Annotated in this window: 26 protein-coding genes and 1 riboswitch; of the genes, 6 read left to right on the forward strand and 20 right to left on the reverse strand. The window is 54.4% G+C overall.

The window, feature by feature from the left end; translation table 11 throughout:
• Nucleotides 1-515: 515 nt before the first annotated feature.
• Nucleotides 516-1448 carry an aminoglycoside phosphotransferase family protein gene (locus WFK81_RS23640; protein ID WP_336789004.1) on the reverse strand — a complete coding sequence of 311 codons (933 nt, stop codon included), beginning with the start codon at nt 1446-1448 and terminating at the stop codon, nt 516-518.
• Nucleotides 1449-1564: 116 nt separating this feature from the next.
• Nucleotides 1565-2635 carry a lactonase family protein gene (locus tag WFK81_RS23645; RefSeq protein ID WP_336789006.1) on the reverse strand — a complete coding sequence of 357 codons (1071 nt, stop codon included), beginning with the start codon at nt 2633-2635 and terminating at the stop codon, nt 1565-1567.
• Between the two features lie 155 nt (nt 2636-2790).
• Between WFK81_RS23645 and WFK81_RS23650 the strand changes: the two genes are divergently transcribed.
• From WFK81_RS23650 to WFK81_RS23660, 3 genes are all read left to right on the forward strand, one after another.
• Nucleotides 2791-3006 carry a hypothetical protein gene (locus WFK81_RS23650; RefSeq protein ID WP_336789008.1) on the forward strand — a complete coding sequence of 72 codons (216 nt, stop codon included), beginning with the start codon at nt 2791-2793 and terminating at the stop codon, nt 3004-3006.
• 61 nt (nt 3007-3067) lie between these two features.
• Nucleotides 3068-3730 (forward strand): futalosine hydrolase, encoded by a 663-nt coding sequence (locus WFK81_RS23655; RefSeq protein ID WP_336789009.1) that lies wholly within the window; start codon nt 3068-3070, stop codon nt 3728-3730.
• Complete coding sequence (locus tag WFK81_RS23660; protein WP_336789011.1) at nt 3727-4569, forward strand: 1,4-dihydroxy-6-naphthoate synthase; 843 nt, start codon at nt 3727-3729, stop codon at nt 4567-4569. Before WFK81_RS23655 ends, WFK81_RS23660 begins: the two co-directional genes overlap by 4 nt.
• Nucleotides 4570-4593: 24 nt before the next feature.
• Here the strand turns inward: WFK81_RS23660 and WFK81_RS23665 are convergent, their stop codons facing one another.
• From WFK81_RS23665 to WFK81_RS23675, 3 genes are all read right to left on the reverse strand, one after another.
• Entirely contained in the window at nt 4594-4857 is a 264-nt protein-coding gene (locus tag WFK81_RS23665; protein ID WP_336789012.1) for a hypothetical protein, read from the reverse strand.
• Between the two features lie 436 nt (nt 4858-5293).
• Nucleotides 5294-6190, reverse strand: coding sequence for a sugar phosphate isomerase/epimerase family protein (locus WFK81_RS23670; protein WP_336789013.1), 897 nt, complete (start codon nt 6188-6190; stop codon nt 5294-5296).
• Nucleotides 6191-6193: 3 nt separating this feature from the next.
• A complete protein-coding gene (locus WFK81_RS23675) occupies nt 6194-7300 on the reverse strand; it encodes a Gfo/Idh/MocA family protein (protein ID WP_336789014.1) in 1107 nt (368 codons plus the stop codon).
• Between the two features lie 90 nt (nt 7301-7390).
• On the opposite strand from WFK81_RS23675, the gene WFK81_RS23680 reads away from it, so the two are divergent.
• Complete coding sequence (locus tag WFK81_RS23680; RefSeq protein ID WP_336789015.1) at nt 7391-8257, forward strand: helix-turn-helix domain-containing protein; 867 nt, start codon at nt 7391-7393, stop codon at nt 8255-8257.
• A gap of 253 nt (nt 8258-8510) precedes the next feature.
• Here WFK81_RS23680 and WFK81_RS23685 read toward each other — a convergent pair whose 3' ends face one another.
• The gene (locus WFK81_RS23685) at nt 8511-9275 is read right to left on the reverse strand and encodes a protein-glutamine gamma-glutamyltransferase (RefSeq protein ID WP_336789016.1); all 765 of its coding nucleotides are present in this window, start codon (nt 9273-9275) and stop codon (nt 8511-8513) included.
• A gap of 99 nt (nt 9276-9374) precedes the next feature.
• Nucleotides 9375-10673 (reverse strand): NCS2 family permease, encoded by a 1299-nt coding sequence (locus WFK81_RS23690; protein ID WP_336789017.1) that lies wholly within the window; start codon nt 10671-10673, stop codon nt 9375-9377.
• A 124-nt stretch (nt 10674-10797) separates the two neighbouring features.
• Nucleotides 10798-10897, reverse strand: a riboswitch (purine riboswitch).
• A gap of 295 nt (nt 10898-11192) precedes the next feature.
• Between WFK81_RS23690 and WFK81_RS23695 the strand changes: the two genes are divergently transcribed.
• A complete protein-coding gene (locus WFK81_RS23695) occupies nt 11193-12179 on the forward strand; it encodes a MerR family transcriptional regulator (protein WP_336789019.1) in 987 nt (328 codons plus the stop codon).
• 484 nt (nt 12180-12663) lie between these two features.
• On the opposite strand, the gene WFK81_RS23700 is transcribed toward WFK81_RS23695, so the two are convergent.
• The 13 genes from WFK81_RS23700 to WFK81_RS23760 form a co-directional block, all read right to left on the reverse strand.
• On the reverse strand, nt 12664-13083 hold the full coding sequence (locus WFK81_RS23700; protein WP_336789021.1) for a hypothetical protein: 420 nt from the start codon (nt 13081-13083) through the stop codon (nt 12664-12666).
• A gap of 74 nt (nt 13084-13157) precedes the next feature.
• The gene (locus WFK81_RS23705) at nt 13158-14087 is read right to left on the reverse strand and encodes an aldo/keto reductase (RefSeq protein WP_336789023.1); all 930 of its coding nucleotides are present in this window, start codon (nt 14085-14087) and stop codon (nt 13158-13160) included.
• A 115-nt stretch (nt 14088-14202) separates the two neighbouring features.
• On the reverse strand, nt 14203-15051 hold the full coding sequence (locus tag WFK81_RS23710; RefSeq protein WP_336789026.1) for an SDR family oxidoreductase: 849 nt from the start codon (nt 15049-15051) through the stop codon (nt 14203-14205).
• Nucleotides 15052-15053: 2 nt separating this feature from the next.
• Nucleotides 15054-16127 carry a mannonate dehydratase gene (gene uxuA / locus WFK81_RS23715; RefSeq protein WP_336789028.1) on the reverse strand — a complete coding sequence of 358 codons (1074 nt, stop codon included), beginning with the start codon at nt 16125-16127 and terminating at the stop codon, nt 15054-15056.
• A 31-nt stretch (nt 16128-16158) separates the two neighbouring features.
• Nucleotides 16159-16860, reverse strand: a complete 702-nt coding sequence (locus tag WFK81_RS23720; protein WP_336789030.1) for a GntR family transcriptional regulator — start codon at nt 16858-16860, stop codon at nt 16159-16161.
• 382 nt (nt 16861-17242) lie between these two features.
• Nucleotides 17243-17503 (reverse strand): hypothetical protein, encoded by a 261-nt coding sequence (locus WFK81_RS23725; protein ID WP_336789032.1) that lies wholly within the window; start codon nt 17501-17503, stop codon nt 17243-17245.
• Between the two features lie 225 nt (nt 17504-17728).
• A complete protein-coding gene (locus WFK81_RS23730; RefSeq protein WP_336789033.1) occupies nt 17729-18220 on the reverse strand; it encodes a hypothetical protein in 492 nt (163 codons plus the stop codon).
• A 215-nt stretch (nt 18221-18435) separates the two neighbouring features.
• Entirely contained in the window at nt 18436-19164 is a 729-nt protein-coding gene (locus WFK81_RS23735; RefSeq protein ID WP_336789034.1) for a polysaccharide deacetylase family protein, read from the reverse strand.
• 66 nt (nt 19165-19230) lie between these two features.
• Entirely contained in the window at nt 19231-20178 is a 948-nt protein-coding gene (gene rbsK, locus WFK81_RS23740; protein ID WP_336789035.1) for a ribokinase, read from the reverse strand.
• A gap of 84 nt (nt 20179-20262) precedes the next feature.
• Entirely contained in the window at nt 20263-20994 is a 732-nt protein-coding gene (locus WFK81_RS23745) for an HAD family hydrolase (RefSeq protein ID WP_336789037.1), read from the reverse strand.
• Nucleotides 20995-21085: 91 nt separating this feature from the next.
• Entirely contained in the window at nt 21086-22870 is a 1785-nt protein-coding gene (locus tag WFK81_RS23750; RefSeq protein ID WP_336789038.1) for an AAA family ATPase, read from the reverse strand.
• Nucleotides 22871-22982: 112 nt separating this feature from the next.
• Nucleotides 22983-23465, reverse strand: coding sequence for a DUF6530 family protein (locus tag WFK81_RS23755; protein ID WP_336789039.1), 483 nt, complete (start codon nt 23463-23465; stop codon nt 22983-22985).
• 156 nt (nt 23466-23621) lie between these two features.
• On the reverse strand, nt 23622-24008 hold the full coding sequence (locus WFK81_RS23760; protein ID WP_336789041.1) for a winged helix-turn-helix transcriptional regulator: 387 nt from the start codon (nt 24006-24008) through the stop codon (nt 23622-23624).
• 160 nt (nt 24009-24168) lie between these two features.
• On the opposite strand from WFK81_RS23760, the gene WFK81_RS23765 reads away from it, so the two are divergent.
• Complete coding sequence (locus WFK81_RS23765; protein WP_336789042.1) at nt 24169-25377, forward strand: MFS transporter; 1209 nt, start codon at nt 24169-24171, stop codon at nt 25375-25377.
• Nucleotides 25378-25456: the final 79 nt, after the last annotated feature.

Here is a 25456-nt window from a genome sequence, read left to right on the forward strand (position 1 = left end):
CCACACTCGAGCATCTGCTCCACTGTAGCACGGTTTTTTCCTCTTATTTGGCTGCTTTACTCTCGTGCTCGCTTGTTCGTCTTGCTGTAAGACGGTTTTTCCGTCTTATTTGGCTACTTCCGCCCCACAATCGAGCATCTGCTCCACTGTAGCACGGTTTTTTCCTCTTATTCGGCTACTTTACTCTCGTGCTCGCGTGTTCTTCCCGCTGTAAGACGGTTTTTCCATCTTATTGGGCCACCCCTGCTCCACACTCGAGCATCTGCTCCACTGTAGCACGGTTTTTTCCTCTTATTTGGCTGCTTTACTCTCGTGCTCGCTTGTTCGTCTTGCTGTAAGACGGTTTTTCCGTCTTATTTAGCTACTTCCGCCCCACAATCGAGCATCTGCTCCACTGTAGCACGGTTTTTTCCTCTTATTTGGCTGCTTTACTCTCGTGCTCGCAAGTTTACCCTGCTATAAGACGGCTTTTTCCTCTTATTAGGGCTTGGAACATCAACTAGAGAAAAAGCAGATTAGTCATTTGGCAGCTCGTCGAGCAGCTCCTCGAACCAAGCGGCTCGCTCCAGCGCGGCGGGGATATCGCCGACGCCGTCTTCGTCGCACCATGCGGTGGACAGCACCGCATGAGCGAAACCCCACGCCAGTAACCTGGCGTGGTCCAAACCAAGGGCGCCGCATAACAGCTCCACGCGGCGCCGGATCACTTCCCGCTGCCCCTTCGGCGGCAGCTGGTTCAAGAGCAGCGGAATCGTTCCGTATTCCGCTTCCCCAACCACACCCTTCGGGTCAATGGCCAGCCATCCCGGCCCGCCATGACCCGAAGACAAAATATTCCCATGGTGCAAGTCACCATGGAGCAACAACAACCCGCGGCCGCCCTCTCCGAGCAGGCGGCGAAAAACCGCCTCCGCGCGGCCGACCACGCGCTCCGGCAGCGGCCCCGTGCCGCCGCCATGCCGCTGGCGCAGCCGGGCAAGGCCCGCGGCCCAGTCCGCTACGGACGGGAATTCTCCCCCGTCCGGCGCGGGAACCGCCAACCGCCGCATCACCTCGGCGGCCGCCAGCACAGCATCGTCGTCGCTCAGCCCCGACGCCGACAGCATCACCCCGGGCTGGACGCGCTCAATCAATAGCGCGCCCCGCTCCTCGTCCGCGGCCAACACGCGCACGGCACCGCGGCCGTCGTACAACCGCAAAGCCGCCAGCTCCGTGCGGAATTCCCGGCTTGGCACGCCAAGCTTCAGCACGGCGGGAGTTCCGTTCCGCAGCACGGCCGGGGCCACAAAGTTATACGACAAAACAAAAGGAGACGGCAGCTCCACCGTCATCCCCCATTTTTCCTCGCAGCCCTGCAGCAGCATATCGAAGCCCGCAAGCCACCGCTCGCCTTTTTCGCCGTGAACCGATCTGATCGTCTGACACAAATGCTCTGGAATCTGCATCATGCACTCTCCCCCGGCATTCTTACTCTCGCTATTTCACTATGTACGGACCTACGAGCAGCACCCTCGCATAAACGCTCGGAATCTGCTTCGCGTACACTCTCCCTATCGCTCTCTAACTACAGATGAACCGGAATCACGCATACCGGCTGGGAAATCTCGATCGAATAGCCCGTATACACCGGCATACCCGACTCGCTAATGCGGAATACCGCTACATTATTGGTATCCTTGTTCGCCGTAATTGCGAATTGACCGCCCGGTACCAGGGCAAAATGCCGCGGATGCTTTCCTTCCGTCGACACATGTCCAACCAGCGTCAGCTGTCCGCTCTGCGCGTCCACCGCAAATACGGCAAGGCTGTCATGACCGCGGTTCGAGCCATAGAGGAAACGGCCGTCCTCGGAAATCGCGATTTCCGCGGTGCCATTCGCTTCGGCATACCCTTCCGGTAAAGTCGATACCGTCTGCACGGCCTCAAGCGCACCCTTTTCCGCATCATAACGGAAGGAAATAATGGTCGAATCCAGCTCGTTGATCACAAAAGCAAACTGTCCGTTCGGATGGAACGTCATATGACGCGGACCTGCGCCAGGCTGCACCACGGTCTCGCCGTGACGGACCAGCTTGCGGTTTTCCTTATCCAACGTGTAAGCGACAATCCGGTCGATCCCAAGATCCGGCACAAAAATATATTTGCCGTCCGGGCTGAAGTTCGTGCTGTGCGGATGCGGCGTTTTCTGGTTCGGGTGAGGACCGCTTCCTTCATGCTGCTGAATATCGAGAATCTCGCCGATCTCCCCGTTATCCGAAAGCGACACAAGGCTGATCCGGCCGCCATGGTAGCTGCACAGCAGTACAAATTCGCTGTCCGCATCACGCTGAATATGGCAGGACGGTGCCGTAATGGCAAGCTTACGGTTCAATTGCGCAAGGCCGCTGCCTTCGATCGAAAAAGCCACCGCATCGCCAACCTTCGCCCCTTCCGCATCCGCGCCTTCGGCAATGGCATACAGTCTGTTCTTGGCCGCATCCACGTTAAGGAAGGTTGGGTTTTTTAATCCGGATACCTGATCCTTGAGGGTCAGAGTCCCTTCTGCCGAATCGAATTCGTAACGGTATACGCCGCTGTTCTCCGCTTCAGCGTAAGAGCCGATGAATACTGTCAATTTGTCATTATGTAAGGTCATGAATAATATCCTCCTGCTTCTATGCTATGTTCCTTATATTGTACCCTCTCATCCGGCATAAACCAAGCCTTTCGCTCCGCATGGACAACAGCCCGAAATAAGCCTACACTGTTTTTAACGAATCCGTTATTTACGAAAGGGGCGAAAACAAAAAAGTGGCTATCAACCGTAAATTGTTGACCGATCCGGATTTTGAAGAAGCGGTTCAGCGCAAATATCCGGTACGCGTATTCAAGGACGATTTTATTGTGAACAACGGCGGCACGGTCATTCGTTTTGACGACAGTATCGTTGTCATTCAATCCAGCGTGAGCGACCTTGTCTACTATACAAGGGCGGAATGCGAGTTTTTCGAAGTCCGGAAAAAATGACAACCGCCTTTATTTAGCGATATAATTGTTTTAGTACTGAGATATTAAAGGAGTTTGCAGCATGAGCGAAAATGGAAAAATACTCGTCATGACCGCCGTTGCGGTTGAACGGGATGCCGTCCTGCGCGGCCTTAACGGCGACGACCGCTTCGAGGTGATGGAAGCCGGCGTTGGTCCGGCGGAAGCCGCCGTCAGCACCGCAACGGTCCTGGCTTTGGCAGGAACCGGCGCCTATCGCCTTGTTATTTCCGCAGGCATCGCGGGCGGGTTTAAGGAACGCGCCGAGGTAGGCACGCTGGTTGTCTCAAGCGCAATCATTGCCGCCGATCTTGGCGCCGAGACGCCGGAAGGCTTCCATAGCGTGGACAAGCTTGGTTTCGGTTCCGCTTATATCGACGTGGATGCGGAGCTTGCCGAGCGTCTGACTTCAGCACTTCAGGCTGCCGGACTGCAGACCGCTCTTGGTCCCGTCCTTACCTTATCTACGGTTACCGGCTCTGCCGAGACTGCGGCCGCGCTTGCCGAACGAATTCCCGGCGCGGCCGCGGAAGCGATGGAGGGCTTTGGCGTAGCCGCCGCTGCCCGCCGCGCGGGACTGCCGGTGCTGGAGCTGCGCGCGATTTCGAATCCGGTTGGTCCGCGTGACCGCAGCGCTTGGCGGATTAAGGACGCTCTGCAGTCTCTCGAAGCTGCAAGCTCCGTATTACGGGAGGTTATGGTATGAAAATCGCTTTTTCCCCGTGTCCGAACGACACGTTTGTATTCCATGCCCTGACGCATGGACTTGTTCCCGGTGCGCCGGATTTTGATGTGATGTATGCCGATATCGACATTACGAACCATTTGGCGGCAAGCGGCGACAGCGATCTCGATGTGCTCAAGATTTCCTATGCTGCTCTGCCTTGGGTATTAAAAGACTACGCGCTTCTGCCATGCGGCGGCGCTCTTGGCCGGGGCTGCGGCCCGCTTGTTCTCACAAAAGACAAGCTGGAGGACGCATCCTACCTCAGCGGCAAACGGGTGGCCGTTCCCAGCGAACGCTCAACTGCCTATCTGCTGTTCCGTCTATGGGCAGCGCAAAATGTTCCCGGCGGCGTAGGCGAAATTATCGTAATGCCGTTCCACGAGATCATGCCTGCCGTGCGCGACGGCAAGATCGATGCCGGCCTTGTCATCCACGAAGCCCGCTTCACTTACCAGAATTATGACCTCTCCATGCTGGTTGACCTTGGCAGCTGGTGGGAATCCGATACCGGCCTGCCGATTCCGCTTGGCGCTATTATCGCCCGCCGCTCGCTTGACCTCGGAGCCATCACCAGCTGGATCGAACAATCCGTGGAGTATGCCTGGAAGCATCCTGAGGCATCGAAAGACTATGTCATGCAGCATGCGCAGGAAATGGATCCTTCCGTTGCCCAGCAGCATATCAACTTGTACGTAAACGACTTCACGGGCAACCTGGGCAGCAGCGGTTATGCCGCTATCTCAACCCTGCTGAACCGCGCAGCCGACGAAGGTCTCGTACCTGCGATCGACCCGGCTCTTCTCGAGTTCCCCGGTTAAACTTAAGGGAGTCCCTTTTAACCGTTATGGCGAAGAGGACTCCCTTTTTTTTTCTTTATTGAAGAATAAGCTGATGATGAGGATAAAACCAAATGCCATTAATAAATAACCAGCCAGTGAAGCAATAAAAACATGATACTTCAGAACGACACCAATGCCGATAATAGTGATTATCAAAGATAGCAGACCCACAATCCAATCTTTCTTATCCCACACCGCCGCTAAGGTCAAGCTTGTGATAACCATAAAGATTAGTAACTCGATAAATACTAGAAACAGCGGAATCATAACCACACCTCCGTTGAATTATATTACATAATTTTACAAAATAACAACAATTTTCTTGACTTCGTTTCTCCTCAGGTCCTTGGACATCCCGCGTGTGAGCCATAACGAAAAAGAGCTGCCCGCAATCGGGCAGCTCTTATCTATTTCCTTAACGATCCGACTATACGTCGGAGTCGTCCCATTTTTTCGAATATGCTTTCTTAGTGACCCAAAGGGTCATCCAGGTGAGCAAAACAACAATGATGGCAGCAATAATCCAAACCCCAACAGGAACGTTCATCTGCAACTACCCCCTTCTCGCCTATTACTACTATATTAACGGACAATACGGGAGCATATACAGGCTAAATATTAACATTTTTCAACGGTTTACACCGGAATCTGTCATTTGGAGGCATTACGCCTCCTGCATAAGGGCACACTACCGCTAAATCCCTTACCGGAAAGCGCGAAGGAATTCCACCGCCTTGCGGATATCCTCCTCCGGACGCTGCCCGACTTCCCGCTCAATCGTCAAATAGCCGTTGTACCCGATATCCTGCAGCGCCTTCAAATAACGGTCAAACGGAACGCTGCCTTCCCCAAGCGGAACCTCGCGGAATAAAGCGCCTTCGCTCGCCATATCGGCGATAATGTCATGGCTCATTCCCGCAAAGCCCAGGTAGCCGTACACGACGCGCGGGTCAATCTCGGCCGCCAGCTTAATTCCGTCCTTCGCATGCGTATGCACGATATAATCCTTCAGCAGATAGACGCCCTGAACCGGATCATCGCCAGTTACCATAACCATATTGGCCGGGTCGAAGTTAACCGATACCCCGTTTGTCGTCAGCGAATCAAGGAAAGTCTTTAATCGCGCAGCAGGCTCCGGTCCCGTCTCGATGGCAAAATAGGCCCCCATGCTGCTTGCGTAGCTGCTTAATTCTTCGCAGGAAGACTGCATCGCAGCGTAGATTGGCGAATTCGTATCGTCGGGGACGATACCGATATGCGTCGTTACGATATTGGTTCCCAGATCAAGCGCGAGCTCGAGAATTCGCTTGGACTTTTCGATTTTGGCCGGATTAGCCTCCGCATCCTGGAAACCATGTCCCCCAAGATCGCCGCACAAAGCCGAAATGGTAAGGCCAAGCGACGCAATGCGGTCCTTCAGCTCGCGGCGAGCCGACGCGGACAGATTGGCAGGATCGGTCTCGCCGCTTACCGCGTAGATCTGCACGCCTTCCGCTCCAACCTCAACCGCCTTATTCAAGCCCTCATTTAAGCCAATCCCAAAGCTCTCTACAATAACGCCAATCGGATTGCTAATCTTTGTATTCGCCAGATCAGCCATGGATTAAACACCCTCCTTCGATGCAGCGACAGTTGCAGCCGCAGCATCCTTATTCAAGACCACTTCCGCGCCAAGCGACGCCGATTCATAAATGGCCTGAAGCATCCGCATCAGCTCCACGCCATCCTCTACCGGGCTGATCGGCTCGGCTTTGCCGAAGCAGCAATCAACAAAGTGAGCAACCTCCAAGTCAAAGCTGTCCTGGAACTGGAACGCCAGATGATCCAGCTGCGGCTCGATGTTCACGATTTTATTGAACTGCTCGGTTACGATCACCAGCTTCGGATCAATCTCGGCTCCGCCTTTGGTTCCGTAAATTTTGCTGCTCATTTCGTTCTGCGCGGCATGCAGCGTGTAGCTGATATCGACATACAGCGAAGCGCCGTTCTCGAAACGGATGAGAGCATTCGCCATATCCTCCACATCGTTAAGCGAAGCGTCGTAGTCCGCCGCTTTATAGAAGCTTAAGCCTTCAATATGCGACCGGTTGCCCAGCTTCCGGTACGTATTCCCGCTGACCGAAACCGGCTTTGGCTTGCCCATCAGATACCAGCACAAATCAATCATATGTACGCCGACATCAATGAGCGGACCGCCGCCCGAGCGTTCGGAATCCGCAAACCATCCGCCCGGGTTGCCTAACCGCCGGATTGCCGATGCTTTGGCGTAATAGATATCCCCGAGCTGTCCGCTCTCCGCATACTGCTTCACAAGCTGCGCCTGGTCGGCATATCTGCGGACAAAACCTACAAGCAGCTGCTTGCCGGAACGCTCTACAGCCTCCTGTACGGTAAGCGCCTGCTCAACCGTCTTCGCAAGCGGCTTCTCGCAAAGCACATGCTTGCCGGCATCCAGCGCGGCCACCGCAATCTCGGCATGGCTGTTATTCCAGGTACAGATGCTTACCGCATCAATCTCCGGATTCGCCAGCAAATCTTTATAGTTATCGTAAACATGAGGGATGCCGTAAGCTTCGGCCTTCTCCCGCGCGCGTTCCCCGTTCAAATCCGCGATTGCCGCAAGTTCCACCTCCGGGTGAACCGAATAGCCATGCAAATGCGAGCCCGATATCGATCCTGCTCCAATAACTCCAACCTTTAATTTCGTCATTGCCAGCATCTCCTCCATGTTTCCTATAATCAGTTGCAACCTGCACTATGTTCAATTTATCATGAGTATAAAAAGAGAGGAATGAACAGCATGGCTCAAATCATGGATTATATGATCAGTTCGCAGCCCCTTCGCATGATCGATTTAACGGTGGATCCCGCCAAGCTGTCCGTTCGTTCTCTTGTTATTCGAAACGTAGGCTATTTACCCGGTCGGACGCATTACCGGCAAGGGGCGGTTTTTCAATATTGGGCGATCGTCTATATTGCGGGAGGTTCGGGAACTTACCGCGTCGACCATGGGGAAGCGCAGCAGGTGACGGCCGGCAGCCTTTTCTTGTTCCAGCCCGGCTTTCATTATGATTACGGGCCGGACCCGGGCGGTTATTGGGACGAATATTACTTTACCATCGAGGGGACGCGGTACAGGGAGTGGTTAGAGCATTGGCCGATCCTCCCGAACACGGTCATGCATCCGGGCGAGGACGCTTCTTCGCAGAACCGGATCGACCGTATCTTCGCGCTGATGGACAGCGGCACCCCGGCCGATGCCGACCGCTCAGCGCTGACGCTGGAATCCCTCCTCTACGACTGGGTGCAAAGCTGCCAGTCCTCGCCCGCCGCTCAAGGCAAGACGGCCCGCCTTGCCCAGCTGCTCGAAGCCTTGTCCGGCACTTTGCATGAGCCGTTTGACGCGGCGGCTTTTGCCGAGCGCCATCATTGGGCGTTATCGACGCTGCGCCGTACGGTCAGCGAGTATACCGGGTTCGCCCTGCATGAATACGTCCATCGGCTAAAAATGGCCGAAGCCAAAAACCGCCTGCTCAATACCGAGCAGACGGTCAAGGAAATCGCCGCAGCGCTAGGCTACGGCGACGTGTTTTATTTTTCGCGGCTGTTCAAGAAGATCACCGGCGAAGCGCCCCAGCTGTTCCGCCGCAACATGCGTTCGAAATGAAATAAGTCCCCGCGAGGGTCTTATTTCGCCTACGCACACCAGAGATGGGCCAGCTTAAGTACTGCTCCAAGTTAATAAGACCCTTCCAGGGTCTTATCTCAACGCACGTTACTCCACTGGTACGCAATAAGACCCTGCGAGGGTCTTATTTCACTTACGCGCACCAAAGATTGGCCAGTTTCGGGGTCCTTGCAAGTGAATAGACCCCTGCAGGGTCTTATTGCGTCTATGCGCACCTGGGACGCCTAGTATTTTACAACCTTACCGCAAAGCGGCTGCCTCGAGCCGCGATCTGCTGCAGATGCTTGAAGTTCGGATGAACGACCAGATCGTCGAGATAAGCCGATTCCGTGCTGAGCGGCTCGCGCATTCTATTCAATGCGCTAACGATCTGTTCTCCCGACTCGATGCCGATGCCGTGCCCGAAGAAGAGATTATCCGACATCTTCACGACGTTTTCCCCTTGCCATTCCGGCGTCTCATGGTCGAAATCCGGATTGCGGAAGTACATCACGTCGCCCGGGTACGATTCATTCTTGTTATGTGTCGTAATGAACCATAAGTCGCCGTCATGGTTCCAATCCCGCAGATACAGCGGATAAAACAGCCTGTTGAACGCTTGCTCCCCGATCGTATCCAGCACCGCTTTGTACAGCACGATTACAATCGCGGTCGCGCATTCGAACCCGTAAGCCTCGCCATTTTGAAAAATATCGTTAATCGCATCCGAAGGCCGGACATCCGGATTCATCTGGAAGCCGCCGTTCTCCGTCCGCGTCCAATATTGCGGATTGCATCTGGAATGGCGGAATACCGCGAAGTCCGCCCGGCTGTCCTGCAGCATTCTCGCGGCATTAACCGTACGGTCACGCAGTCGCAGCTCGAACCGGAGCGAGTCCATTGAATCATACTGGTAGACGACAGGGCTGTTCTGCTTGCCCTGCAGCACTTCCCGCTCTACCGGCGTTAACGCAATCGGGTTAATCTGCCCGGCGTCATTGCCCGAAATTTGAAGCATTCCCTACCCCTCCCATGATCTTGCCATGGGTTATTGTACGTATAGGGGCAGGGATTGGTGCTGTTTCCAAGGCTGCGCCTCAGGTATTATGGGCGAATGTTAGTGGCTGAAGAATCCGATCTGAATAAAGAACAGAACCGCAAATACGTAGAAAATCGGATGAACCTCTTTGCCCTTGCCGCGGATCAGCTTCAGAATCGGATACACGATAAAGCCGATGCCGATACCCGTTGCAATGCTGTACGTAAGCGGCATAAGAACAACGATCAAGAACGCCGGGAACGCTTCTTCAATATCGCTCCAATCGATTTTGCGCAGAACGTTCATCATCAGGAAGCCCACGATAATAAGCGCCGGAGCCGTAATGGCCGGGATACCCGCGAGAACCGATACCGTCGGGGAGAAAAAGAGCGTCAGCGCCAGCAGCACGCTTACCGTGATAGCCGTCAGACCGGTTCTGCCGCCAACGGCTACCCCCGAGCTCGACTCGACGTATGCGGAGGTTGGGCTTGTGCCAAGCAATGCGCCCGTTGTTGTACCGATGGCATCCGCAAGCAGCGCGCCGCGCGAACGCGGAAACTTATTGTCCCTCAGCAGGCCCGCCTGCTCCGCCACGCCAAGCATCGTGCCGGTGGTGTCAAACAGCGTAATCAGCAGGAAAGTGAAGATAACGGCATAAAGGCCATTTTGGAACACGCCGCCAATATCCAGCTGGAAAGCGGTCATGTTTAGACCGGTAGGCAGCGCAGCCCATTTTGCCGGCAAATGCATTTGACCTGTGATGACCGCGATAATCGCGGTAATGATCATCCCGATGAACAGGAAGCCTTTCACCCGGTAGGCCATCAGAATAAGCGAGATGACAAGTCCTACAATCGTAAGCAGCGTCATCGGCTGCGACAGATCCCCCATCGTGATAAGGGTCGCTGGCGAAGCAACGACGATTTTGGCATTTTGCAGACCGATAAACGTAATGAATAAGCCGATACCCGCCGTAATGGCATGCTTCAGACTTGATGGGATGGCATCAAGCAGCATGTAGCGGAAGGAAGTCAGAGACAGCAGAATGAAGATAACCCCGGCGACAAAAACCGCGCCAAGCGCCGTCTGCCAAGATACACCCTCTCCCCCAACGACAGAAAACGCGAAATAAGCGTTAAGCCCCATGCCGGGCGCCAGCGCAATCGGGTAATTCGAGAAAAGTCCCATAATCAGCGTTGCCACGATACTTGCGAGGACGGTTGCGATAAAGACGCCGTGGAAGTCCATTCCCGCTTCGCTTAGCACGCCGGGGTTAACGATTACGATATAGACCATCGTAAGAAAGGTCGTAATTCCCGCGAGCAGCTCCGTTGTTAACGTAGTGCCCCGCTCCTTCAGTTTAAACAGGCGATCCATTGCTTGTTCCCTCCAGGTTGTCCTTAATGTCCGGATGCGTGTTACCTATTGTCCCCTTGAAAACGCCGGATTAGTAAATCTGGAAAAACAAAAAAAATCCCGCGCCGCGAATGAAGGGAAGATGGTACACGTATCCCTTATTCGTAGTTAGGATTTTTGGCTCCTTGTAGAGACCCTCACGCCATATATAATGAGGATATACGAATGATAGTGATGTTAGCTGTTCAATTAACCTTCATAAGGTTACTGGACAACCCAGGGCGCTGTCAATCCTTTTTTCGCGAAAAATACGATCTATTTACGAACTATTCTTTGATGGAAATAATTAATGTTCGTTTTCTAGAAGTGGAGCTGCCTGTCAAAGAGCTTTGCTGAAAGTTGTCGAACATCCCGGTTTTTGCGAATCGAATCGGATGAACACTTCTTTTAGCGATATACCACTACCTTTGTCAGGCGGGCAGGGAGATCGTTTTCGAGGACGAATAAGTCTCGTAAGTGACAAATGAATGAGGTGATGAAATGACGTTGCTCAAAACGAAAGAGGCGGCCCATCAGCTGGCTGTCAGTGAAACAACCGTCAGGCGTTGGGTGTCGACCTTCCCGGCTTCCTTCCGGAAGGATATGTTTGGACATTATATTTTTGATACCCCGGCTATGGAGAAGCTTCGGAAAATAAAAGGCCAGCTGGATTCCGGAACAGCCCTGTACGACATCCGGCTTCTCTCGCTGGCGGAAGAAGAGACATTGGCGGCGGTCGCCGCTGAGGTAATGGGAACGGCCGGAGCCGCTCAGCCTGCGGTGGAAAACCCTGCGGGCAAGTCCGATGATTCCGGCAAGCTGGTGGTTGATGCGGCGGGTAATGTTCATGCAGCCGATGGCATGGTTGGTGCAGCTGCGGGTGTAGGCCGAGCTGGCGGCGTAGTGGATAATGCCGGCAACCTTCATGCGGTTGGCAGCAACTCTTCTGTAAGCCCGGGAGTTATGAGAAGCAGCGTTGGCGCGCTGGTAGTGGATAGTGCCGGCAACGTATACGCGGCAGGCGGAGAAGCAGGACCTCAAGGAGCCCAAGCATCGGCTGAGATAACAACCGGCCTTCAGCATGCTGCCGCAGCCGTTGATGTTGCAGCTAGTGATAGGATGAACCCAGCTGCTCCATCGCCGGTGGAGCCTGCTTCCCAATCGTCTGAAGCTTCGCAAGTCGTCCCTTCTGCCTCTGTCCATTCTTCATCCTCCGTAACCGACGAACCAGATCCGATGCTCGAACGTCTCAATGCCATAGAAGCTGCCCTGTCCCAGAAGGCCGATGAAGTCGTAACCGTCCAGCTGCTCCATCATCGCAAAGAGCTTGAGGAGCTCCGCAAATCGCTGACCGAACTTGCCGCTACCATCGAAGCTCTTCGCAGTCCGCAGCAAGAGCTCCTCGCTTTCGGCGAAGGTGCCAAAACTGCCGCCGAGAATGAAGGCAAACGCAAAAAACGCGGCCTGCGCTCGTTCTTTTTCTTCTAAACGCCAGTTCATCGCAGGGCCTAGCTCCCTCCACTCCCGTGTCCCCCGACAACCGAGTGAGGCCGGGTTAGGTCCTATTGGCGTTTGATGAACTTGCTGCTGCAGTTAGGCGGTTCCAGCCTTTCAGCATGGTGAACTGGCCCAGTTTTCTCGGATGAACCATCTGTAAGGCGATTTTCAGCCTTTCACGCCGTCCGCGAAGTGCTTTTTTCTGCCGAAAGGCGGTTTTTGGCTCTTCGCTAAATCAGAAATAGTCTTTACATACAGAACTAGCCCTCTGTTAGCCGCCTTTATCGCTTACAGCACGCTTACTCACACGAATTTGCTTCCGTTAGCGGCTTATGGAGCTTACAACTGCCCCCTCAAAGCCTGAACGCTCTATTTCTCCCCCTGTTAACCGCCTTTGGCGCTTACAGCACACTTACTCACACAAATTTGCTTCCGTTAGCGGCTTATGGAGCTTACAGCTGCTTACAGTGGACACTCACCCACCCGTCCCGCCAATGGACAGCCTGTCTTTATAGTCCATAGCGGCTTGCGCAATCTGCGGGAGATCATGACCTTGCGTTAAAAGCTGCCGGTCATCGAACAAATAGTACGCGGGATACCCGCCGCTATCTGCTCCGAGCTGCTCCTCTACTTTCTTTCCTTCTTCCGTATTCACATCGTAGATGACAGGTGTGAAGCGGCCTGCCATTGCGGCCACCATATCGTTGACGGCCCGCGTCTCTTCCTGCACCTTATCCTTCACCAGCACAACGACCCGCAGCTCCCCGGCCTGTTCCGTGAGGAACGGCGCATAGTCCGGTACAGCGGCTGTATCCGGCTCTTTTTTCTGACTGCAGCCAGCCGCTATAACCAGCACCAGCGCAACAAGCGCTGCTGATACCCACCATCTAAACACATCATTCAACCGCCTTCCCGTCCTCCAAATAGAAAAGAGCCAGCCCCCTGAATGGGCCGGCCCTTCACACATTCCTATTCCTTCGAAAGCTTTACGTCCTGCGGATGAGGCTCGCTCGCAAGCTGCGCGGCAAGCGCATTGGATGCGACCTGCTCCGGATCCTTGCAGCCCGGGATAACAGCAGTTACGGCCGGATGCTTGAGGCACCATGCCAGCGCCCAGCTGGCCATGTCCACGCCCTGCGGCACTTCCTCGCGCTGAATGCGCTCGACTTCCTTCAGCTTTTCCAATGTGCTTTCCGCGTTATGACGATGGCGCACATCCGTGCTGCTGAACACGGCTCCCGGCTTGTACTTGCCGCTGAGATATCCGCTCGCAAGCGGTACGCGCGCAAGCACGCCGAGGTCCTGCCGCTGACAGGACGGGAAGACCTGCTCCTCCGGCACGCGGTCCAGACGGTTGTACACGACTTGGATCGCACGGGAGCCTACTCTCGTCGAAGCTTCCGTTTGATGAATGTTGGCGTTGCTGCCGATCGAAGTGCCAAGGAAACGGATCTTGCCCGCCTGCACCTGCTTGTCCAGCGTCGTCCACAAGTCATCGTTATCAAACACTTGGTCAGGTCCGGAATGGAACTGATAAAGATCAATGTAGTCCACTTTTAATGCCTTTAAAGATGCATCCAGCTGTTCGATCACACCCGCCGGGTCAAAAGAATCCGTACGCGTAAACCGCTCATGGAAGTGATGGCCGAATTTCGTTGCGATAATCCAGTCCTCGCGATTGCGGCGGCTGATATAATCCCCAATAAGCGATTCAGACAGATGATCGCCGTAGCATTCCGCGGTATCAATCAGATTGATGCCAAGCTCATGCCCTTTGTCGAGAATCGCATCCGCCTCGCCTTGCGTATACTCGCGGCCCCATTCTCCTCCGAACTGCCACGTTCCGATCCCAATGACCGATACGTTAAGATCCGTACTTCCGAGTCTCCGGTATTTCACAATCGCCACTCCTTCCGATTTTCACGAACTATACTGCATCCTTATACTACCATATCAGGCTTGCAAGTTTCGAGTTACGGAAAGCTCAGCACAGCGGTTCACTTCCCGCCTAGTCCTATACGCCGGAGTAAGCCATAAAACCGCCGTCGACCGGAACGGTAATGCCGGTTACGAAGCCGGATACGCTGTCATCCGCAAGCCATACGAGAGTGCCCAGCAGATCCTCCGGTTTGCCGAAACGGCGCATCGGCGTATGGGTAATGATTTTGTTCGAACGCTCAGTCAAGGAGCCGTCTTCGTTCGTAAGAAGCTTCCGGTTCTGCTCCGTCAGGAAAAAACCCGGCGCAATCGCATTTACGCGAATGCCGACATCCGCCATATGAACCGCCAGCCATTGCGTAAAGTTGTTGATCGCAGCCTTAGCCGCGCTATAGGCAGGCACCTTCGTCATCGGACTCGGTGCACTCATCGAAGACATATTGATCACCGTTGCTCCCGGTTTGTTGATCATTTGCTGCGCGAATACTTGCGTAGGGATCAGAGTGCCAAGAAGGTTTAGATCGAAAACAAAGCCAAAGCCTTCTTTTTTCAGATCAAAAAAGCTCGTCACATCAGGCTTCGCCAGATCGTCCGGGTGGAACGTCTCTTTCGTCGTGATGCCGTCCGGATGGTTGCCGCCGGCGCCGTTGATCAGAATATCGCAGCTGCCGAGCTGTTCAAGCACAACCGTGCTTGCTCCCTTCACGCTCTCCGCATCCACTACATTGCACGCGACCGCAATGGCCACGCCGCCCGCTTCGCGGATTTCGCGCGCCACGGACTCGCCTTTTTCCGCCGTGCGGTTCAGAATCGCTACCTTTACGCCCTGGCGGCCCAGCTCTCTGGCCATCTCGGCGCACAGCACGCCGCTTCCTCCGGTAATAACCGCAACCTTGCCTGCTAAATTCTCATGATTCGGTACCATCTTTATGCATTCCCCTTTCGAATTCGCTCAAGTCCGTCCCAAACGCCCCACAGATACATGATGCCTAGCGCGCGGTCATACAGACCGTAGCCCGGACGGCATTCCTCATCCCAAATATGGCGGCCGTGGTCAGGACGCGCATATCCCGTAAACCCGCTCTCGTGGTACGCGCGGACAACCTCCGCAATATCTACCGTGCCGTCGCTCGATTTGTGGGAAGTTTCAATGAAATCGCCATTCTCATACACGCGTACGTTGCGGATATGGGCAAAAGGAATCCGGTCCGCAAATTCACGCACCATCGCCGGAATATCGTTGTCCGGATTCGCGCCAAGCGAACCGCTGCACAGCGTCAGCCCATTGTACGGGCTGTCCACCAGCTTCAGCAGTCTTGCCAGGTTATCGCGGCTGGTCACGATCCGCGGCAGGCCAAATACCGAGTATGGAGGATCGTCGGGGTGGATCGCCATTTTGATGTCATGCTTTTCGCACACCGGGATGATCTGCTCGAGGAAATATTTCAGGTTGTTGAACAGATCCTCTTCCGTCACGTCCTTGTACGCTTCGAACAGCGGAGCAAGGCGCTTCAGACGCTCCGGCTCCCAGCCCGGCATCGAGTAAGAGGAATTGCCCGCGATGTTGGCCACCAGCTCTTCCGCGCTCATGCTTTGGATTTTGGCTTTATCGAAGAACAGCGCGGTTGAGCCGTCTTCCATCTCTTTGTACAGATCCGTACGCATCCAGTCGAAGATCGGCATGAAGTTATAGCAGATGACTTTTACGCCTACCGTTGCCAGCTTCTCGATCGTCCGCTTGTAGTTCTCAATGTAACGGTCGCGCGAAGGCAGGCCCAGCTTGATGTCATCGTGCACGTTTACGCTTTCTACCACTTCCAGATGGAAGCCGTGCTCGTCGGCCAGGCGTTTGTACTCCATGATTTTGTCCATCGGCCATTCTTCGCCTGCCGGAACGTCATGCAGCGCCCATACGAGGCCTTCTACTCCCGGAATTTGCTTGATCTGCTTCAGACTTACCGAATCATTGCCTTCCCCGTACCAACGAAAAGTCATTCTCATGATAGTTGTCCTCTCCCAAGGAAATTTGAATTTAATCTGCGAAATAATCCGGATTCGCTTCTCTCAGCTGCGGAAGCTCCTGGTCCAGCTTGCGGATATGCTGCTCCAGCCGCACCGCGGCAAGCTGCTCGTCCCCGCTTCGAACCGCCTCGAATAGTTGCCGGTGTTCTTCAATGACGCGATCCATATGGCCGAACTGGTCAATAGCCAGGTAACGGGCGCGGTTTAGATGCGCGCGCATGTAATAGATCATCTGCATCAGCGTTTCGTTGCCGGCAATCTCCAGGACCGCGCGATGAAAGGCCTCATCGAGCTGCATGAACAGCGCAATGTCTTTCGCTTCTGCTGCGGCGCGCTGCTGCTCCAGCAGCGCTTCGAATGCAGCGCTTTCGGCGGAGCGGTCAAGCTCGCCCCATTTGACAGCTGCCAGGCGGAACGCGCCAAGCTCAAGCTGCTCGCGGATGAAACGGGCCTCGCTCACCTTGCGCGCCGAGATAAGCGCGATTCGCGTCCCCCGCTGCGGAAGCACCTCCAGCAGCTGTTCGCTTACAAGCAGCCGGATAGCTTCCCTTACCGGCGTACGGCTTACCTTCATCGTCTCTGCCAGCTCATTCTCGTAAATCATCGTACCCGGCGGCAGCTTGAACGAAACGATGCTCTCCCGGATCGATTCGTAGATCTGATCGCCTAACGTTTTGCGCTGCTGCGGCTGCAGCGAAGAAATAATGGTCATCTACCTGCCCCTCCTTCCACGTTAATTTCTTATCCTTACTTTACTTGTATTCTTGTATACAAGTAAAGTCCTAATTTTAAAAGGGGGATGGATGCGCCCGCAAAGGGTATTTGTTGCCCTATTCGCAGTCGGCTCCGACGGCGTCCTTTTGCCCTCTTTGGGCGGTTCCAGCCAACCTTAACGATGTCCCGCAGCGTTAAGCTATCCGCTCGCCCCCCTATTTCATCGCCTTAACGATGCCGCGTATCGTTAAGCAAAGCCTTTTTCGCTCCTTACGCCCACTTTGGGCGGTTCTGACCAGTCCATCATGCCATCCGCCGCAATCTATGCAAAAAGCCCTAACGACGATTGCAGTTCATCGTTAAGGCTTGTCCGCTTTTATCTAACTGAACTCCGTCAGGATCAAGATCAGCGTCAGCGCCGATATGCAAATAATGCCGCCGATAGCCGAGAACAGCATGCTGGCCGTTCTTCCCCGCTTCGCGTCTTCGTAGCTTTGAATAAACAGGACAATGCCCAGCAAAATAACAACCAGGCTTGTCGATAACCGGCTCGGGATCATTCCCGTTACGCCCAGAACAATCAGTACCAGATAGGCCACAGTGGCCGCGTATTTCGTACTTCGCCATCGTTTCAGTCTCATCCCGCAATCAGATCCCCTTTTGTCCGGATTCCACATCGCCAGCTCGTACTAACGATTATACAGGATGTGGAAGGGTTCGGCGACAAAAAAAGGAACAGCGGACGGTTCGATTCAGACGTTTAACATGAGCGACCTGCCCTGGCAAGCTGCTGCCATCGGGTCTCTTCTCAGGTTAGTCTGTCCGTCGTAACCGAAATTCCGCTGATCCTCTGATTTTGTAATGCATTAGCCGTAATACGTAACGTTTACCGTCGAACCGATCGGCATCAGCTCCTCGGCGTAGTGGCGGATTTTGCTCTTGGCCGTCTCTGTGAAGGGGGAGTGGCTGTACGCGGCCAGATGGACCGTTCCGGTACGGACATCGTACCGGTTGAAGGAGACAACAACACCGGCAAACAAATTGTTCAGCACCGCGAACACGGCCGACTGATCCAATCTGCCCCGCAGCGCCGTCTTCGCAAGCTCCTCGTCAGGCTGCACGGATAATACTTGATCCGCAGCCGCTTCATTGTACGGCTTCACCGATACGCAAATATCCGGTGACATCCATTCCATCGCATAGCGATGCAGCTTGGCTGCATCCGCTTCGGACAACTCAAGCTGGTCGTCCCATGCATAGATCGTCGCCTTATGATGTCCACAGCTGCGAATGGTGACATATCGAATATGCGGAAAACGTTGTCTGACTGCCTGCTCCCACCAAAGACGAGTTCCCATCGCAATACCACCTTTTCGTGTAAATTGGCCTCTCAACACGTTGACAGCGCTTACAATATTGTATGGCTTCCCGTTCAAACTATTCCACCGCATGCGGAATGGTTCAAGCAAAGCGGAAAACGAACGCGCCTTTATCCGAGGCCCGTAAAGATGAGCGACCGCGTCTATAGGTAAGGGAAAGGTTCGACATTCGCCTCCCCTTTCCCTTCTGACTATCAATATGGATTTAATACAGTGTCGCGGTTATTGATCAGATCGGAGACCGTTACCATTTCGTAGCCTCTTCGCTGAAGCTCCGGCAGGATGATCTTAAGCGCTTCTACCGTCTGTACCGAACGCGGCACATAATCGTGAAGCAGAATAATATCCCCGTTGCGGGCATTGTTCAGCACTTTGTTCACAATCTTTTGTACGCCGGGGCTGCGCCAGTCATTCGTATCCTGATGCCAGGACCATAAGACGGTGGTGTAGCCGTTTTTCTTGGCGATTGCGAGCATCTGATCGTTATAAAAGCCGCCCGGCGGGCGGAACAATAAGGGCTTTTTGCCGGTCACCTTCTCTAAAGCCTGCTCTGTCTTCATGATCTCGTTTTGCACCGTTGCGTAGTTCTTTTTCTGCAGGAAATAGTGGTTAAACGTATGGTTCGCAACCTCATGCCCTTCGGCGATTTCCCGCTTGATCGTTTCCGGGAAGCTCTCTACGCGGTTGCCCACAACAAAAAAGGTCGCCTTCGCATGATATTCCTTCAACAGGTCCAGGATCGGTTCCGTTGTCTTCGGATAAGGCCCGTCATCAAACGTTAACGCGATTCTCTTGTTCTCGCCCGGTACTTCCCAAATGATCTCGCCTCGTTTTTCATAATAGGCTCTATCCTTGGTTGCCACTGGCGCTGAAAAACCGCATAAAAGCGCAGTGACCGTTACACCCAATACGAATCGTTTCATACCTATGAAGTTACTCCTCCCTGGATGGCATCATAGGTATTATTCCGCAATTGCCCCGCCATATCCCTAACCGGCGAAATCCTTCCCTTGTTCCTTCGCAAACCTTGCTACTTCTTCTTCCGTGGGCATTCCGGTCTGCGCCCCAAATTTGGTAACGGCCAGCGCGGAAGCCATCGAGGCATAATCCACCGCGCCCTGCAAATCCCGTCCGGATGCAAGCGCCACGGCCAATGCGGCGTTGTAGCAGTCACCGGCACCCGTCGTATCGACAACCTGCATTTTATAACCGTTGATCCGAACAAGCTTACCCTCTTCATCCAAATAAGCCGAACCGCCGGCGCCCAGCGTCGTGACCACATGAGCGGCTCCGAGTTCCATCATCCGGCGTATTGCCGGCTCCAGGGAATCTCCGTCCGCGCTCATATCCGCATAACCGCTAAGCTCGGTCCGATTCGGCGTAAAATAATCCACCAGCCCAAACAGCTCCTCCGGCAGCTGCTGCGCAGGCGCAGGATTCAACACCACCAGCTTGCCCAGCGCTTTTGCTTTACGGGCGGCATGCAGCACGGTCGCAATCGGAATCTCGAGCTGCAGAAGCACGAGATCCGCTTCCTTCAGCTTGTCCTCGTTGCGGTCGATATCGGCCGGTTCAACAAGACCGTTAGCCCCCGGAACGACAACAATGCTATTGTCTCCTTCCGCGACATAGATCGAGGCAATTCCCGACGCTGTCCCCTCTACCCGCTTCACGCCGGTAATGTCCACGCCGTCCTTCCGAAGACTGCCGAGCAGCTCTTCCCCAAAGGCATCGTCGCCTACCGCGCCGATCATAACCGTCTCGGCGCCAAGGCGCGCTCCGGCTACCGCCTGATTAGCCCCTTTGCCGCCCGGGATAAAGCGGACGCGCTGGCCGGTTATCGTCTCTCCTACCTGAGGATACGCATTCGTCTCCACCACGATATCCATATTCAAGCTGCCGATAACGACAAGCTTCGGTCGATGTTGGTTCATCATTGATTCCTTCCTTCATCCGTAATTGCGGCGAATATATCACAGCATATGGGCAAATAGCAATGAAATCCCGAGCCGGATCTTTTTCTATAACAACAGCTTGGCTAATTCCCCGTAGCTGGCTGCCGTATGATTCGGCGTATGCTCGCCGGATTCCGGGCTTGCCTCCCGATGGTTGAACCAGATCACCGTCCAGCCCGCTTCGAGTGCGCCAATGACGTCATTGCGCCACGAGTCGCCGATATAAATGCTGTTCTCCGGCCTTGTTCCGGTTGCTTCGTTCACATGATTAAATACCCGTATATCCGGCTTGTCCCAGCCAATCTTGCCCGAGATGAACTGCCGCTCCGGCGGAATAAGATGATCGAGCTCCATCGCCCGGATTTTCCGGAGCTGATGATTCTCGGCGCCATTCGTCAGCAGACCAACCACATAACCGGCATTGACCAGCTGTTCAATCAGCTCCTTGGCTCCTTCGAACATCGTAATATTGAACTGGCAGCCAATATAAGCAGCCTGCATAGCCGCCGCCTGCTCCTCGCTGAGCGCGATTCCGAACTCCGCAAGAGCCAGCTCGAACCGCCGCCGGCGCATCAACTCCGTGCTTGAGCCGCTCTCCATCGCGCCTGCTCCGCCCATCTCCAGCGACAGCATGTCGCTATAGTACCGCATCCGGTGATAGGCCTCTTCGTAAGGAAAACCCTCCCGGTCGCCAACAATGGCGATAAGCGCCTGACGGAAGGGGGATAAATGATCGTACAGCGTATCGTCCACATCAAAAAAGACGCCTTTTCTCTCCATGCTTCTCTCTTGTACCATGCTTTAAGAATTCCGCTCCTCTCTTGCTTTGCCTTTTATTGTACCACCGGAACGGCAAAAGACCCAGCCATAACGGCCGGGCCTTCTATCATCAGGATTCCGGTTCACCGCGGTCGGGATCGGATTCCGTTTCTTTTTTATCGTCCTGCTCCGCCGTTTCCCCGGCTGGTTCCGTCACAGGCGGGGCTGGCTCCTTGACCGGCACCGGAGCAGCCGGCGTAACGGTCACTTTCACCTCGGACGGCTCCGGACGCGGCCTGCCGTACAGATCTCGATAGATCCGCTCGATTTCCTCGCCGGTCAGATCGCCGTGCAGCAGCAGCTCTTCCGCAATCTTATGCACGAAATCGGAATGATCGCGGACAAGCTTCTTCACCTGCTGCATCTGATCCTTCAGCAGCTCGTTAATCTGCGGACGCAGAGACTTCAATGCATCCATTCTGGATCCGGCCGCCAGGAAGCTGTACAGCTCGTCGCCCATCCCGACCATGCCCAGATAAGCGCCTGCGCTTTCCGTTGCCTGGCGCAGGTCGGAGGTTACGCCGTTCAGCTTCTTGCCGAGGAACTCCTCCTCTACGGCGCGGGCCGCGAGGCAAACTTGGATATGAGCCAATATCTCGCTGTCGCTCCGGTTATACCGCTCGTGCGTCGGCTTCGTAGCCGCAAGCCCAAGCGATCCGCCGCGCCGGATTATGGTCACCTTCCATACCCGTTCATGCGGCTTGAGCAGGAATTGCGCCACCGCATGCCCTGCTTCGTGGTACGCGACGTTCCTCTTCTCGTCGTCCTTCATGGAACGAAGAGGCTGCTTGAGGCCCCATTCATACGTCTCCATCGCGGCGCGGAAGTCCTCGTAACCCGCTTCCTGCGCGCCCCGCTGATGCGCGATAACGACGGCTTCGTTGACGATATGCTTGATTTGGGCAGGACTGTATCCGATCGTATCCATCGCGGCCTTCTCCGGAGTAAGCGTCGAGTCGGTTTTTATCTTCCGGAGATAGTATCCGAACACGTCAACGCGTCCGTCGTAATCCGGCGAGTCCACCCATAGCTGGCGGTCGAACCGCCCCGGTCGGAGCAAAGCCTGATCCAGTACATCCGGCAGGTTGGTTGCGGCAATGGTCAGCACGGGCGGGCGTTCCGCTTTCTTCCGCAGCAGGCCTAGCTGGCGCAGGAATTTCTTAAACCTCGAGCTGTCGAGGTTCGGAGGGTCCATCTGCAGGAGCAGCTCGTTCAGAAGCCCGGTGCCGCCGCCCATGCCGAACATGCCTCCGCCACCGCCGCCGCTTTGTCTCGACATGCCGATGGCATCTACTTCGTCGATGAAAATAATGCAGGCTCCGTACATGCGCGCCAGCTTCCGGGCTTTTTTGTAGATCCGCATCACCCTCAGATTGCCGACGCCAAAAAACATGTTCTGGAAACTCGGAGCGGAGGCGTACGCAAACGGCACTTGCGCTTCGTTGGCAATGACTTGGGCCAGATAGGACTTGCCCGTTCCCGGCGGTCCGCACAGCAGGAGACCCCGTATGGCCTCGCCGCCCATCTTCTTGAAGTCCTTCACGCCCCTCAGCAGGCTGACGATCCGCTTGGCGTTCTCCACGATTTCCGGGTTGCCCCGGTAATCATCCCAAGTGGCGCCCGTCTCCCCCGGCAATACCCAGTACGTCCGCCCTCTGGACAGGAACCAGAACAAAGCGGCAAACTGAATAATCATGAACAAGACGGCGAACAGCAGCTGAAACAAATAGCTGGAAACAACAAGCGCAGCATTCCAAGCCGTTGGTCCTCCTGACCAGACAAGCGAAACAAGGATGACGAGGACTACTAGCCTGAGGAGGAATCTACGCCACTTGATCCACTGATAACTCCTCATGGCTTCACTTCCTTTTAAGGTATGCCTTATTCTATGAAATGGCATACCGCCCCATGACTGCCATTGCGGGGAGGAAGATTAACGCCGGCTGTCGGAAGGACGAACACGATTCTTAATAGCCAAGCTCTTTCAAAATGCGGGACAACGTGCGCAGACGTTCCCCGTTCAGCTCATCGTCGTCGCTCAGCGCCTGGCTGAACAGCTTGATATCCTGATTGATTTTCTCGTTATCCGTACACACCTCGACGGTCATCGCATCTCCTTGCAGGCCAATGCGGTCAATAACGGGCTTCTCCGGATCATACAGATTAGCGTACCGGTAAGACTCCTCGCGGAAATGCTGCATCGACCGGGTGATCAGAATCGCCAGATCCAGCACGCGGTGAAGCGGCAGCTCTTCGGATTGGCGCGACCATTTCTCGCCGGTGTAACGCCATACCTTCGCCGAGATTTCGACCTTGCCTCTGTCGTTCCATTGGGCAAGCCCAAGCGACAGCCCTTTTGCGTCCGTATGCTCGGCGTAACGTCCATCCACCTGCTCGTAATTTTCAGAGACGATCACCGGTTTATGCTTTAGAGTTGTAGGGATTTTCATGGGAATTCCTCCGTTTTTGAAAAAATTATTTATACCATTAATATTTACTAAATTACTAAATTAGTGATCCAATTATACGGTATCCGTCTCCCCAGCGTCAAACGGACAACAAAGCAAAAGCCCCTCCGCCAGTTAGACGGAAGGACTTCTTGTTCATTAATCATGTAAATTATTTAAGATGTTATCTTCAAGCACCGCCGCTTTGCTGCCGTATTCCTTAATGATGTGCTGCTCTCCCCAATTGCATAAGGAATCCAGGATCGGGCGCAGACTATCTCCGTACGGCGTAAGCTCGTATTCAACCTTTGGAGGCACCTGATTGTAGACAATCCGATTCACGATTCCGTCGTCCTCCAGCTCCCTTAGCTGCTGGGTCAGCATTTTTTGCGTGATAGAAGGCATAAGCCGCTTGAAGTCGCTGGTTCTTTTCTTGCCATGCGTCAGATGGCATAAAATCACGCATTTCCACTTGCCCCCGATCACTTCAAGCGTTGCTTCCACGGAAATGTTGTATTTCTTCGGCGGTACCATTGTTGTTTCCATTGCTGATCCCTCCAGTTCCATAGGTACTTTTTAGTGCCTATATTACTTTTTAGTATCTATATTACAAAATAGTGCGTACTAGTCACACCGACCGATTGCCTCCATAATAGCACTTACCGGCCGAACAATACAACATTACGAAACGGAGAGTGTTAGCGATATGGTTACAAAACAGAGCCGCTCGGCGCTGGCGCTGCTCGCGCTTGCCATCAGCTCTTTTGCCATCGGAACGACGGAGTTCATCAGTGTTGGACTCCTGCCTTTAATCTCGGAAGATCTGGACATAACCGTTACGACAGCGGGTTTATCCGTTACTTTATATGCGGTAGGCGTTACCGTAGGGGCGCCGCTGCTTACCGCCCTGACCTCAAGGGTACCGCGCAAAACGCTGCTGATTGCGATTATGATCATCTTTATTCTCGGCAACAGCCTTGCGGCCAGCGCGGGAAGTATTGCAGTGCTGCTCATTGCCCGTGTGATCTCATCCTTCTCGCATGGCGTGTTTATGTCAATCGGCTCGACGATCGCCGCGGATCTTGTCCCTGAGGACCGCCGGGCGAGCGCGATTGCGATGATGTTCTCGGGCCTTACGGTCGCTACCGTGACCGGTGTGCCGCTTGGCACGCTGCTTGGACAGCATATGGGCTGGCGCACCGCTTTTATCGCCATTGCCGTGATTGGCGTCATCGCGCTTATTTCCAATCTGCTGCTTATCCCGAATACCTTGCGCAAGGGTAACCGGACGAAGCTGAGCGAGCCTTTCAAAGTACTGAAGAACGGCCGGCTGCTTCTCGCTTTTGCCATTACGATGCTTGGGTACGGCGGTACGTTTGTCGTCTTTACCTACCTGTCGCCGCTGCTTCATGATATCACCGGGTTTAAAGAGAGTACGATTGCGGGCATTCTGGTTCTGTACGGCGTCGCGATTGCGGTAGGCAATATCATCGGCGGCAAAGCGGCTAACAAGAAGCCGTTGTCGGCTCTGCTTGTGATGTTTATTTTGCAGGCGGTTATCCTGCTGGTACTGACGTTTACGGCGCCTTACGCGGCCGCCGCGTTAGTGACGATTACCTTGATGGGCCTTCTGGCCTTCATGAACGTCCCGGGTCTTCAAATGTACGTCGTTCTGCTTGCGGAACGGTATATGCCCAAATCCATTGATGTCGTGTCTGCCTTGAACATCTCGGCCTTTAACGCCGGCATCGCCATTGGCGCTTACGTCGGCGGCGTTATTACCGATGAGCTTGGCCTGATTCATACCCCTTGGATTGGCGCGATTATGGTGCTTGGCGCCGTTGCCCTGACGGCATGGAGCCGCTCCATGGAAAACAAAGATGCAAAAGGCAAAGAACTGAAAGCTTCGGCTTAAATTAAGCTCATGCTTACGAAGCATGAATCCTCACTAGCGGCCTTTCGAGGCCACTAGGGTGATAATTCATTAGGTCCAT

The sequence above is a fragment of the Paenibacillus sp. MMO-177 genome, assembly GCF_037147795.1.
Classification (GTDB): Bacteria; Bacillota; Bacilli; order Paenibacillales; family Paenibacillaceae; genus Pristimantibacillus.